This window comes from Methanothermobacter sp. THM-1 (assembly GCF_009914355.1).
GTDB classification, from domain to species: Archaea; Methanobacteriota; Methanobacteria; order Methanobacteriales; family Methanothermobacteraceae; genus Methanothermobacter; species Methanothermobacter wolfei.
This window is the reverse complement of sequence record NZ_CP044013.1, coordinates 639322-652797: the sequence shown is the minus strand read 5'-3', so window position 1 is coordinate 652797 and position 13476 is coordinate 639322. Positions and strand designations below refer to the sequence as shown.

Genomic DNA, 13476 nt, shown 5'->3' with positions numbered 1-13476 from the left:
GTTCTCTAACCTGCAATGTAGGTCATGGTCCTGAAGGTTATGAGGCCGAACCAGAGGGCTCCGGCTGCCATGAAGCCCTCCCTGACCCCCACCCTGAAGTAGCAGAATGCTATGATTATGGATATCACCGCGAAGACAGCCACGGTGACGTCCACGCTCTCCTCATCCATGCACTCAGATGGGTTGGCCTTCCTGAAGGTCCTGTAGAAGGGGTAGACCTCCCTCCTGAAGGTCCCTGTAAGGCCTGTCATGTAGGTTATGTTGCCGTTCTCATGGAGCCAGAGGTACTTCCTTGAGGCCTTCTCTGAGAGGTCCTCGAAGTGGTCCATGAAGACCCAGGTCATGGATTCAAGGGAGGAGAGCCTTTCAAGGAGTTCGTTCACCGTGAGTTTGTCGGGTGCTTCAGGGTCATGGCTCCTCATTATCATCATGAGCCCTGCCTTGAGGGGCATGGGTGAGGGTATGTAGACCATCACAGGGTCTCCAGGGATTTTCTGATCCCTGAGGGCCTCTGTGATCTCCTGGTAGGTTTCCCTTACGCTTCCCCCGCAGAAGACTATGTTGTTCTTCTCTAGGCAGGACGCAATTTTTATTATGTTCATAAGAATAAGTAATAAGTAATACTATTTAAGTTTTTCGTATGTTCGGTCCTGGTGGAGCCTCCCCACTACGGGTAAATCTTTATGTGCGCCATGATAAAGAAACTAAAGAAAGTGTGATGGTGGATCTGGATGAGAAGTAGAGCAGAGAGTATACTCAGAAACAGCGACTACAGGCGCGTACTTGAGAACATCGCATCCCTCACAGGAATACAGATGGTCCAGTACCTCCTCCCCCTCATAACATTCCCATACCTTACAAGGGTCCTCGGACCCGGTAACTATGGTAAGGTGGCCTTTGCAGTGGCCTTCATAACCTACTTCAACCTCATAACCGACTACGGATTCAACCTCTCAGCAACAAGGGAGATATCCATAAACAGGGATGACACCAAAAAGGTCTCAAGGATCTACAGTTCGGTAATGGTGACAAAGACCCTCCTCATGTTACTCACCTTCACAGCCATGCTCACCATCGTACTATCAGTTGACATGTTCAGGTCGGACCTCCCCCTCTACATATACACCTACGGCATCGTCCTTGGAAGCGTCCTCTTCCCTGTATGGTTCTTCCAGGGGTTTGAGAGGATGAGGTACATAAGCATCCTCAGGATACTCAGCTCACTCATATACACCGGCCTAATATTCATTGTGGTGAGGGGTCCCATGGACTACCTCTACGTGCCCCTCCTCAACTCCCTCGGATTCATAGCGGTTGGAATCTACAGTCAGAGGATAGTGAAGAGGGAGTTCAATGTCAGGTTCTTAAGGCCCTCACCGGCCGATGTAAGGGAGCAGCTTGTTGATGGATGGCACCTCTTCATCTCAACCATTGCAGTAAGCCTCTACACAACATCAAACCGGTTCATGCTCGGACTCCTCGCAGGGAACGTGACTGTTGGGTATTATGCCGTGGCAGAGGATATAACAAGGGCCCTCCTTGGACTCACATCACCCATAAGCCAGGCCATCTACCCCTACTTCTCCAGGATACAGGAGGATGACCGGGATAGGGCCAGGAGTGAACTTAAGAAGATGCTCATCATAATGGGTGCCCTGACCTTCGGCCTCTCGGTCCTTATGGTCCCCCTTGCACCCTTCATCATAGGGGTGCTTGCTGGTCAGGGATACGCTGAGAGCATACCCCTCCTCCAGATACTGGTCTTCATAATATTCGCGGTGGGGGTAAACAATATCCTGGGTACACAGGGTCTTCTTTCCTTCGGTTACAAGAAGGATTTCACCAGGATGGTCCTCTATGGAGGCCTGATCCACATTGTACTCTTCCTCGCCCTTGTAATCCTCATGGGTTCGGTGGGTGCCGCGATAGCCGTTGTGGCAACCGAAATAATAATCTGTATAATAGGATATACACTCCTTAAGATGAGGGGGGTTCTCTGATAACCCGGTTAAGAGGTGAATTCATGTTCAACTATATCATTGTGGGCGCCGGCCTTGCAGGTGCCGTTATGGCGGAGAGGATAGCGGATGAACTCGATGAAAGGGTGCTGGTCATTGAGAGAAGAAACCATATAGGCGGTAACTGCTATGATGAACGTGATGAGAACGGCATCATCATCCATAAGTACGGGCCCCACATCTTCCACACAGATTACAGGGAGGTCTTCGAGTACCTCTCACGCTTCACAGAGTGGAGGGAATACCAGCACCGTGTGCTGGGATCAATTGATGGAAGGCTGGTCCCCCTGCCCTTCAACCTCACATCAATGAGGGAACTTCTGCCGGAGAGCCTTTCACGGCGCCTTGAGGAGAAACTACTTGAAAAGCACCCCCATGGGGCGCGGGTCCACATACTGGAACTCATGGAGGAGGATGACCCTGACCTCAGATTCCTGGCAGACTACATCTACAGGAAAGTCTTCCTGAACTACACCATGAAGCAGTGGGGCCTGAAGCCAGAGGAGATTGACCCCGAGGTTACCGGGCGCGTGCCGGTGGTCCTCTCCAATGATGACAGGTACTTCCAGGACACCTACCAGGCTGTGCCCCTCAGGGGTTACACCGGGATGATAGGGAGGATGCTTGACCACCCGAACATCAAACTCATGCTCAACACATCCCATGATGAGGTCCTGGAGCTCAGGGATGGAAGTATCTTCGTTATGGGTTCGGAGTTCAGGGGTAAACTGGTATTCACAGGGAAGATCGATGAACTCTTCAATTACAGGTACGGTGAGCTCCCCTACCGTTCCCTTGACTTCAGGTTCGAAGCACATGACATGGAATGGTTCCAGGAGGCTGCGACCATAAACTACCCCAACAACTATGATTACACCAGGATCACTGAGTTCAAGCACCTTCACCCTGTAAGGTCAGATAGGACAGTTATAGTGAAGGAGTACCCCTGCAGTCATGTGAGGGGTGAAAATGAGGCTTGCTATCCCATCTTCACAGAGGAGACCCGTGAAATGTACAGAAGGTACCTTGAACTTGCAGCTGACTACGATAACCTTGTCCTTGTGGGCAGGCTTGCAGAGTACAGATACTATGACATGGATGACATCGTAAAGAGGAGCCTGGAGGTCTTCAGGGAACGGATACTCTGATGAATTCAGCCGCTACAATAGAAGTAAAGTACCATGTTTTAAGAGAACCACACGAGAGGAGATACCTTGAAAGTTTCAGCAGTGGTTGTGACCTTTAATCGGAAGGAACTTCTCATTGAATGCCTGGAGGCCCTCAGGAGGCAGACAAGACCCCTTGATGCCCTGTACATCATAGACAACGCATCAACCGACGGTACAGAGGAACTCCTCGGGAAGGAAGGATACCTTAACGGAAGCATGGAGAACCTCCATGATGGAGGTGTGATTAAAGTCAACTACATCAGACTCCCGAAAAACACGGGGGGAGCCGGAGGATTCCATGAGGGAGTCAGAAGAGCCTACAGTGATGGATACGACTGGATATGGCTCATGGACGATGATGCTGAACCCCTCCCTGAGAGTCTTGAGAGATTACTTGATTATGAGAGTGATGGTGTTGCTGCCCTTGCCAATCTAAAGGTTGGCATTGATGGCATGCCACAGGTGATACACAGGGGTTTCTTTGATTTTAACAGTTTCAGATGGGTTGTACGACCCATTAATCCTGAGATGGCTGATGAGTGCATTAAGATTGACCACGCATCATTTGTGGGCATCCTCATTAATTCAGAGTCCATAGGGAAGGTTGGGTTCCCGAGGGAAGATTTTTTCCTGCACTATGATGATGTTGAGTACTGTTTAAGGTTGAGGGGTACGGGTGATATAATCCTTGTTACAGGAAGCAGGATACTCCACAAGGACGCTGCCTGGGATAACCTTGAAAAGAAAAGATTTTTATGGAAAGAAGTTTCCATGGTTCCCTATGAGAAACTATGGCTCAGGTATTATGGTCTCAGGAACCATACCTGGCTACGTAAAAGGAATATGAACCCCCTGCTCTTCTACATATTCCTTTTAAGGGCAATTCCCCTTTCACTACTGGGACAGATCATCTCCATGGATAATGTAATAAAAAGATGCAGATTCATACTGAGTGCATATTATGATGGTATCCGAGGAAACTTCAATAACGAGAAACCTAAAAAACTGTTATATGAATAGTTTTACCAGGGAAACGGTATCATTATTAGAGTGTTATATGGATGAACAAATATGATTCTCCACATGACAATCATGAGTTTATTCAGAGCCCCCAGTTTGCTAAAAAATCCTTATTCAGATACTGAAAGTTAATAAACCTTGATTGGTACTCTCCTTTAAAACCTTGAGGGAGTAATGTGACCGTGCAAGGAGAAAATCGACGCTTTCAAGGGAATCATCAGCACCATCAATATCCCTAATCCGGTCCTCTGTTAGTTCCAATGCATGCGGGAACCCGTCAGAGGAGATAGGCCCTGGTGATGAGTGCATTCAAGATCCTACTCCATCCTTTAAGCCTTGAAGTGTGGTAATTGTCCGCTGAACCATACCCGCTTCTTATATTATCATGTACACTGAGGGGGTCACAGCCCATCCTTTACCTCGGGTGCTATGAGTATTCCCTCATCATATTCTATTTCACCAACCATGACATTATAAACCCTGTATTCTTCAGGGGCCGGCTCCTTAACGGCAGGATAATAATATAAGTAAGCATTGAATCCGATATGGTTCCTTAAATGGTATACAAGCTTGTGTAGTAGCTCCGGGGCCCCTGTAACAGTTCTTGCAGGGCAGAATGAACCTTTGTATCTGGATATGCTGGAATCATGTCCTATTCACTCCAGTTAAATGTGTGGAGTAGACAGGTTCTCATAGTTAGTTGGCCATGTCAGGGCCAGGGGATTGATCTACCGCCGGCATCTTAGACTCTTCATCTGCATCATATGAAAAGGATATAAACATGGACCTATAAAGTGATGGTATGAATCAGGTGCAGAGGATAGTTAAGAACATCGGTGTTACAGGGTTTGCCCAGGTTTTAACATCATTAATGGCCTTCGTACTCCTCCTATACCTTGCAAGGATCCTTGGCGAAGCCGACTTCGGGAAGTACAGTTTTGCAATCTCACTTACCACTCTCCTTGCAACATTCACAGACCTCGGTGTCAACCAGTTACTTGTAAGAGAGATAGCAAGGGATAAGGATCTCTCGGAAAGTTACATCAGTAACGCCGTCATCCTGAAGGTGCCGCTGGGGGTGATGACCCTTGCACTGGTACCCATCCTTTCATGGTTACTATCACTTAGCGGTGATATAACCATGCTCCTTTACCTCTTCGGATTCTATAACGTCCTTCTCACGATTTCAGGCACCTATCTCTCACTCTTCCAGGCGTGGGAGAGGATGGAGTATGTTGCAGTCTTCCAGATAATTGAGAGGTCCGTGACCGTCACGCTTGGACTCGCGGTCCTTTTCATGGGTTATGGTGTCTTTGCCGTTGCCCTTGTCTATGCAGTTGCCGGTGTCCTTGACCTCCTTGTTGCATCAGCTATCAGCTTTAAGAGGTTTGTGAGGCCGTCCATCAGCTTTGAACCTGGTCTTCAGTGGAGGCTCCTCGTGGAGGGTCTCCCCTTCGGTCTTAATTCCCTTTTTGCAGTGTTCTTCTTCAAGATAGACACCGTGCTCCTGGGGATCCTCAGGGATGATGTTGCTGTTGGTGTATACAATGCTGCCTACAACCCCCTCCTGAGCCTCAGCATGATAATATCAGGCATGGTTTCATCAGCGGTTTATCCAGTGATGTCAAGGCAGTTTACTGATGGGGGGGATGTCCTTGAGAACTTTACCATAGTATCCTGCAAGTATCTTTCAATCATCAGCTTCCCCATGGCCGCCGGGTGTCTGGTACTTGCAGACAGGTTCATCTCCCTCTTCTACGGTGGAGGTTTCAGTGGATCCATAATCGCCTTTCAGATCCTGAGCCTCTTCATACCCATAAGGCTTGTGAGCACCATCACAGGGACCCTTTTAAGTTCCATAGACAGGCAGGGCTTCAGGATGCTCAGCGTGAGCCTGAGCGCTGCCCTGAACATCATACTGAACATCATACTCATACCATTATACAGTTACATCGGTGCAAGTATAGCGACAGTGGTGTCAGAGCTATTCCTCTACATGCTCTTCCTCCACTATATAGGTAGACACTATAAACATGTAGATGTGAACGGTACATTCAGGAAACCTGCACTTGCATCTGTAATTATGGGGGCGGCCGTCTACCTGATGATGGACCTGAACCTTTTAATCATTATACTTCTTGCATCCTGCATTTACTTCGGAGTCCTTATCCTCATCAGGACCTTTGATGAGGAGGATAAGGTGATACTGATGAAACTTATGGGGAGGAGTCCATGAAGAACATTGGTGAGATCAGGGATCTTTGTACCGGCTGCGGGACATGCGCTGCCATGTGCCCCAGAGAGATAATTGAAATGAATGTTAACAGAAAAAAAGGAATATATGAACCAATCATAGTAGGGGAATGTGATGAGTGCGGCGTCTGCATAAAGGTCTGCCCGGGGGTATCCGTTGATTTCAGGGAACTTAACAGGGAAATATTCGGTTATGAAGGAGAAGACATGCTCATTGGGAACTATAAGGCCTGCTATGTTGCCCATTCAACCAATGAAAAACTCAGATACGATGCATCATCAGGTGGTATGGTAACCCAGATACTCATCCACCTACTTAATAAGGGCATCATCGACGGAGCCCTCGTAACCCATATGAACCCCAAAAAACCCCTTGAACCTGAACCTTTCATTGCAAGGACCCCTGAGGATATCATTGAGGCGGCTGGATCCAAGTACTGCCCGGTACCGGCGAACATAGCCCTCAAAGAGATCCTCAAGAAACCCGGAAGGTACGCTGTTGTAGGTCTGCCCTGCCATATCCAAGGCGTCAGAAAGGCCGAAATAATCAACAGGAAACTAAAGGAGAGAATAGTATATCACCTAGGAATAGTATGCAACCACACACCATCATTCAAGGCAACAGAATTCCTCCTTGAAAAACTGGGAGTCAGCAAAAATGAAGTTAAAAGTATAAAGTATCGTGGTGAGGGATGGCCCGGAAGCCTTAAAATTGAAACAACCACGGGTCAAATACTACTACTACTACCCGAATATTGGGGATCTGGGTTCGGGCAACTCTTTATACCCCCAAGATGTAGAAGATGCTCTGACCATATGGCCGAATTATCTGACATGTCATTTGCAGACCCCTGGCTACGGGAATTTGAAGGTGAAAATATAGGAAAAACCTTAATAGTACTCAGGAAGGACATTAAAATACTTGATGACCTTAAGAAGGAGGGACTATGTAACCTTGAACCTATAGAAGCAGAAAAGGTCCTTCTTTCACAATTATACAATATTTACATGAAAAAGAAGGTTCATATGATCGATAATGACCTATATAAAGGCAGATTCCCAGAAATTGACCTTATCGACAAATTAATCTCCATTTTTGAACCAGAAAAACTGCGAATTCCCAAAAAACTCATAAAGATATACATGACCCTATACTCCATTCTCGTATCTCTAAAGGCTCGTAAAGATTTCCTCATGTGATTTTAAGGGAATCGCAGAGTTCCCTTACAAGTTCACCATTCTTGAGGGCCTTTCTTTTCACCTCTGGGATGACCTTTTCTAGATGTTTTTTTATTCTTTCACGGTTCTCCCAGGCCTTCATGGTCTTTTCATGTAGGATATCATAGTTCAAATCATCTATGTCTATTATGTACTCATCTAGGCCAAGAAGTTCTCCTATTATCCCATGCATTTTGTGACTGTAGGCAATACCAACACTTGGTATGCACTGTGATGTTGATGCAATAACAGCGTGCATCCTTGCCCCTATAAATAAATCACAAAGTCCTATTATTCCTTTAACTTCCTCTGGCGTATAGTCCCCTTCAATAACATTAACGAGATTCTTATTTTTGATTTTTGAATAAACTTTTTTTGCAATTGAATAATCATCATGGACATTATTTAGGACATGAGGTATTAGGAGTATGTTAACATCATAGGTTTCGATTAGTTTGTCTATGAGTTTAGCATTCATCATTATATAATCCATATGACGACCAGCATCTTTAAGAAGATCATATATGTGCTGACTCACATTTATACCTATTATTGATCCCTGAGACGCCCTTATATCCTCATTTTTTAGTATTTCCTTGATATTTTCCTTCGATGCGGTTTTAAGTAGAAAGGCGGGGTCAGCTCCTAAAAAGTAATTTCTTATTCCTAACATTTTTAAATAATTCTCTGTTATCTTCTCCCTTATAATCAGAAGGTCAACTTTATTTAAGCAGAACTTGGCCAATAAACGGGAAATGGGATTATTAAATGGCCCCAGGGACTGTGCATAAATAACATAAGCCTTCTTAGCCAGTAATTTATAGGAAACTATATTATAAAAAAACCCGAATACTGTTAGTATTCCATAGTCCTCAGAAATGGTGTCTCCATGGAGATCAATAACGATATCAAAGTCATCAGATTCTTTTCTGATTTTGAATAAACGGAGTTTTGAAAGTAGATCATCTGAAAATTCAATTCCCTTACAGTTTAATTTGTCCCTGTTTGGCCATGGAGTCACTGCCTTGAATAGTGCGTTTTCAAAATAGTTCTTTAGTGTCTGAACTGTACTTTTAAGTATGGCTGCAGTTCCTTTATTTCTAGAACATTCAATGCCTATAAGTAAAAATCTGACACCTTTCACCTTTATTCCTCACATATATACCTTACAGCCGCATTAAATCCTTCAACCATGTGATCATATGTGAATCCATCATTTATTATCTTTCTAGAAGCATCACCCATCCTCCTTTCAAGGTCAGGGTCATCTAGTATTTTCTTTATAGATAAGGCCAGTGCTTCAACATCTCTCTCAGGTACCATGAATCCATTAACACCATCCCTGATCAGATCATATGCACCTCCAACAGCCTCCGTTGCAATAACTGGTTTACCGCATTGCATGGCTTCATTAAGTACAAAAACCCATGGATCACCTATTTTAAACGTGATAGATGGCACAACAACAACATTCGCCATTAAATAATAGGTGCATATTTCATCCTGAGATGCTTTGCCTGCAAAAAATACATTATCGATTTTCAGTTCTTCAACAAGTTTTTTAAGATTTTCTTCTTCATCACCATAACCCACTATAACTAAAGAGGATTCTGGATCATCTAACACCCCAAATGCCTTTATAAGGTAGTCAACACCTTTTCGTTTTACCAAACGTCCTACGTATAGTACAATTTTTTTATTGAAATCTCCCTTTATATTATTATTTTTTATTTTTATATGAGTTGCATTGGGCATTATAAATATCTTTTCACTTTTAGTGAGCTTTTCATAGTATTTCTTGTGTATGGTCCCTGGTACTACAATAGCATCAGCCAGCTTCGAGAAAATTTTTACTAATGGATTTATAAGTTTTCTCTTGGTTGAAAATCCCCAGTCCCAATCCTCCCTGAAGAGCAGTATCTTCTTCCCTCTCAGCTTTGCAATAGCATATATTATCATCGTTTTAACTAATTCAGGAATATTACCCCATGAACCTCCAACCACCAGATCATAATCAGCTTTTAAAAGCTCCTTTGCAAGATCAAAAATGCTACCAGAAATTTTATAATCCAATCCCTCCATCTCTTTAATCGCATCCTTATATGATTCTGCATAAACGTCTCCAATAATATTAAAATCTGTGAAAAAATATTTGATTTCAAATAATTCATTCAATTTTTTGAAAAAAGGTATTCTGTACCACATAGCCGTATTATGTATGAAAAGTATTTTCATGTTCTGACACCCCATTCTTTTCTTGATTTTTAGTTTTAAGCCCCAGATTATAAATCCTTCTAACTTATGCATCTTACACTCTTTAGTGTCAAGTTCAAGACCAGTAGAGGAAATTCGGCTCGGCTATTAACCTTTTTGAGGTCTTAACTGTACCTACAACCTGCGCTACAGATCCCTTATTCCATGAACAGTTCGTATTCGTTATGAGTATTTTAGTCATAATATGGCCTCCAATTGTTATACATTTTAGTATCATTATTTTGATAGTATCTTAGAGTAACCGTTATCATAAATAACATTTGACTTAGCAATTCTATTTATAGTATTTAGGAGCGTGTCGTTTTCTAGAGAAGAATCTAAAATTATTTTTTTATTTAAAACATTATATCTGGACAGATATCCATAGTAATTGTTTATTCCAGAAGGACTTGTATAGTTAAGAATTCTAAATTTTTTTGCTGTGAATATTTCCTCCGTGAAAAAGCTCATTTTAAAATTCCCAGTAGAAAATCCTTTACCAAACGAACATACTGAAAAAAGGAACTTGTGATCTCCAATATTATCAAAGAGCACAACCTTCTTTTCATCACCAAAATGCAATACCCATAAGGCACTGTAAACGTCGCTTTTGTAGACCGTACCCGCATCAAGCACGGTCTTTTCAGAAAATTCTGGAAATGCACGCCCTGGAGCATCACCTAAACTGTAAACGAGGGAAGTCCCAGCAATAAACTGTAAAAAAAGTACTGAAGAAAGTATTAATACTCTCCACTGGACTAAAGATCCTCTATTAAAAACTCTAAAGAATTTTTCTGCAATAAATTCCCCCCCAAAAACAAAGAAAATCGCAGTGCATATGAGAATAAGGTAAAATAACCTTCCCACATCATAACCCTTCGTGACATAGGGAAGTACAACAGATAAAAAAAGGATAAATAGACCGACAAAGGATAAACAAATAAGATTAGCATTTAAATGCTCTGAATATCTTTTCCGAAGTGCATCCACAATACCTATGGCAATGAAACCAAGAGACAAATAGTGACTAATAATTCTCACAAACTGTGAAACATACTTAACCCCAACACCAAATGCTGTAGTAACAGTTCCACCTCTATAATCCATTACAAAAAATTTTGTAAGACTAGCAATAGTATTCCTAAAGAACTCAACTCCTGCAATGAACGGGACCCTAGTAACCTGGCCGAACCATAGAAATAAAACCGTGAAAAACAGAACACTGAAACCTATCGTAAGATTTGAATTATTCTCCTCCTTGAAGAACAATAATATTGAAGAGAACAAAAATATGAAAAAAGTTATATAAGCCGTTGAGTAATGTGAGAATATTATCAGAATTGAGAATATTAAAAATAGAAGAGCCTTCTTCCACCCCATGATCCTATTATTTAACAAGACCATCACCGCCAGCGCAAAGAAGAAGACTGCCATCGCAGTTCTTAAATGTGTCGGCATATCCCACAGAAATGGCTGCTGAGATGCAAATAAAATTGCAGCTATTAAGGCTCTTCTACCACCATATTCCCTAAAAATATTGAAAACTATAATAGGAAGTAAAAAGAGACCACATTGCATTAATTTAAAGATACAATTCACAGATAATCCGCTCAATAATGAATAGATCGCTGGAAATATTGTAATACTTAAACAAGAATTATATGCACCCGCATAATTTGAAATAGACCAATATCCCATTTTAAGTGTTAAATTACCCAGATAGTATTCAAGCATTGCATCATTGAATACCCATATATATTCTGAATATAAAGACACCACCAAAGCCATACTCAGACTAATATTAAATATGGCGGTTGTATAGGTTAGTGATGAAATACTTCCGCGAAAGATCGTGATCAAAGAAATAGCATAAACTATTACCAACATCATCAAAAAAATATTAAATAAAGGACTATGGTAAGTTCTCATAATATAAGAACCTATTATACCCATTAAAGGCAACAAAAACGACATTATCATCGGAGAGGTCAATTTTTCATTTTTCAGAGAACTTAAAATATTAAAATCAAATGAAATTTTATTTCTCGCCAAAATTAAAAGAACTAAAAATACAATATTAAATGCTAATAATAATGGAAACAATGAAAGTGGCTTATAAACCATAAAATAAAAACTATTAACCACCAATCCAATAAATATTGAAAGTCCAACACCCAGACCAATAGATAATAAAAAAACATCAAGAAAAGATTCAGACAAACCAAGAGACTCAAGAAAAAGATAACCCAAAGCCACTATAAAAGTACTTAATATTAAGACTCCTCTCAGTAATGGAATATCCATCAGAACAGCTATATCCGTGACTAAAAGCAATAAAATGAAATAAATAACATCCTTTCTCATAGTAATCCCCTGTAAATCCTTTCAAGTTTATCTAGGTGTTCCTTTATTGTGTACTTTTTTGCACTTTCATATGCATTTCTTTCGAACTCCTTTAATATAGAAGGATCCTCTAAGAGTCTTTTAAGTACGCCCTTAAGCTCATCCTTATCTCCCGGCTCAAACAGAAAGCCGTTGCAACCTTCACTGACAAGTTCAGGAATCCCCCCAATATCGCTTCCAATCACTGGCGTTGAATGAGCAAAACTTTCATATACAACCATCGGCGAATTCTCATACCATACTGAAGGAACAACAGTTACATTAGCCTTACCATACATTCCACTGAGCTCTTCACCCTCAAGGAATCCATGAAAAATTATTCTCTCATCGTCTCCGTGGAGTGCCTTCAGTTTATTCTCATCAGGACCTCGCCCCACGATATGGAGCCTAATGTTATCCGCCTCAAGTTCTCTGAAGGCCCTTATCAGGACATCTACACCTTTATGTTTAGATAATGCCCCAACATAGAGGAAATCAATTTTATCATAGGTCTTTTTAATTCTTTTGGAAAGTGATTCTACAGGATTCCTTAAGAGAACCATATTATCATTAAAAAAGCCATTAGCTCTTAATTCATCGATCAAAAATTGTGAAGGTGCAGTGCATAAATCGGGTTTTCCATTAATTGAAGCTTTCTGTAACCTTTTATAAATTTTACAGATAAACCTGGGATTTTTGCAGATATTCCCCTTAGAATTCAGAAGATTGGTTCGAACACAAACTGGACAGAAATCATGGGCTGTGAAAACTAATGGGATTTTTAGATCTTTGACGGCTTTGAAAACACTTGCGGAAAGGCCTTTATAATTATTTATATGAACAAGATCTGGTCTTTCCTTTTTTAGGATATTCTTTATTTTTATGTAGGCATCAAGATTAAAAGTATCAAGTAAATGATAGATTAACTTCCTGAAAAGTGTAAGTTCACGAGCATCATATGCAGTTGAAAGGTTAAAGGGGAAAATTCTATAAACCCTTACATTATTTATATGATCAATATAATTTTCTTTTCCAGGAGCCGGTGTAATAACAATAACCTCATGTCCCCGTTCCACCAGATTTTCAGCTATCCTACCGACATAGATCTCAGCACCACCCCGAACGTGCGGCTTATAGAATCGGCTGATGAAACATATTTTCAT

The 13476-nt window shown here is 41.8% G+C and carries 11 protein-coding genes; 6 read left to right on the top strand and 5 right to left on the bottom strand.

Annotation, left to right across the window (positions count from 1 at the left end; all coding sequences use genetic code 11):
* Positions 1-5: 5 nt before the first annotated feature.
* A complete protein-coding gene (locus FZP57_RS03545; protein WP_191216487.1) occupies positions 6-602 on the bottom strand; it encodes a hypothetical protein in 597 nt (198 codons plus the stop codon).
* A gap of 129 nt (positions 603-731) precedes the next feature.
* Between FZP57_RS03545 and FZP57_RS03540 the strand changes: the two genes are divergently transcribed.
* The 6 genes from FZP57_RS03540 (at position 732) to FZP57_RS03515 (ending at position 7660) form a co-directional block, all read left to right on the top strand.
* Entirely contained in the window at positions 732-2000 is a 1269-nt protein-coding gene (locus FZP57_RS03540) for a flippase (RefSeq protein WP_191216486.1), read from the top strand.
* A gap of 23 nt (positions 2001-2023) precedes the next feature.
* Positions 2024-3166: a UDP-galactopyranose mutase gene (gene glf / locus FZP57_RS03535; protein WP_074358799.1), complete on the top strand. Its 1143-nt coding sequence runs from the start codon at positions 2024-2026 to the stop codon at positions 3164-3166.
* A gap of 66 nt (positions 3167-3232) precedes the next feature.
* Positions 3233-4207 (top strand): glycosyltransferase family 2 protein, encoded by a 975-nt coding sequence (locus FZP57_RS03530; protein WP_191216485.1) that lies wholly within the window; start codon positions 3233-3235, stop codon positions 4205-4207.
* A gap of 350 nt (positions 4208-4557) precedes the next feature.
* Positions 4558-4734: a hypothetical protein gene (locus tag FZP57_RS03525; RefSeq protein ID WP_191216484.1), complete on the top strand. Its 177-nt coding sequence runs from the start codon at positions 4558-4560 to the stop codon at positions 4732-4734.
* Positions 4735-5009: 275 nt separating this feature from the next.
* On the top strand, positions 5010-6443 hold the full coding sequence (locus FZP57_RS03520; RefSeq protein WP_191216483.1) for a flippase: 1434 nt from the start codon (positions 5010-5012) through the stop codon (positions 6441-6443).
* Entirely contained in the window at positions 6440-7660 is a 1221-nt protein-coding gene (locus FZP57_RS03515; RefSeq protein ID WP_191216482.1) for a Coenzyme F420 hydrogenase/dehydrogenase, beta subunit C-terminal domain, read from the top strand. The genes FZP57_RS03520 and FZP57_RS03515 overlap by 4 nt, the downstream gene beginning before the upstream one ends.
* On the opposite strand, the gene FZP57_RS03510 is transcribed toward FZP57_RS03515, so the two are convergent.
* From FZP57_RS03510 to FZP57_RS03495, 4 genes are all read right to left on the bottom strand, one after another.
* Entirely contained in the window at positions 7653-8822 is a 1170-nt protein-coding gene (locus tag FZP57_RS03510; RefSeq protein ID WP_191216481.1) for a polysaccharide pyruvyl transferase family protein, read from the bottom strand. The two genes, FZP57_RS03515 and FZP57_RS03510, sit on opposite strands and share 8 nt — an antisense overlap.
* 2 nt (positions 8823-8824) lie before the next feature.
* Positions 8825-9913 (bottom strand): glycosyltransferase family 4 protein, encoded by a 1089-nt coding sequence (locus tag FZP57_RS03505; RefSeq protein WP_191216480.1) that lies wholly within the window; start codon positions 9911-9913, stop codon positions 8825-8827.
* Positions 9914-10168: 255 nt separating this feature from the next.
* Positions 10169-12295 (bottom strand): DUF2206 domain-containing protein, encoded by a 2127-nt coding sequence (locus FZP57_RS03500; protein ID WP_191216479.1) that lies wholly within the window; start codon positions 12293-12295, stop codon positions 10169-10171.
* Positions 12292-13476, bottom strand: a complete 1185-nt coding sequence (locus tag FZP57_RS03495) for a glycosyltransferase family 4 protein (RefSeq protein WP_191216478.1) — start codon at positions 13474-13476, stop codon at positions 12292-12294. Before FZP57_RS03495 ends, FZP57_RS03500 begins: the two co-directional genes overlap by 4 nt.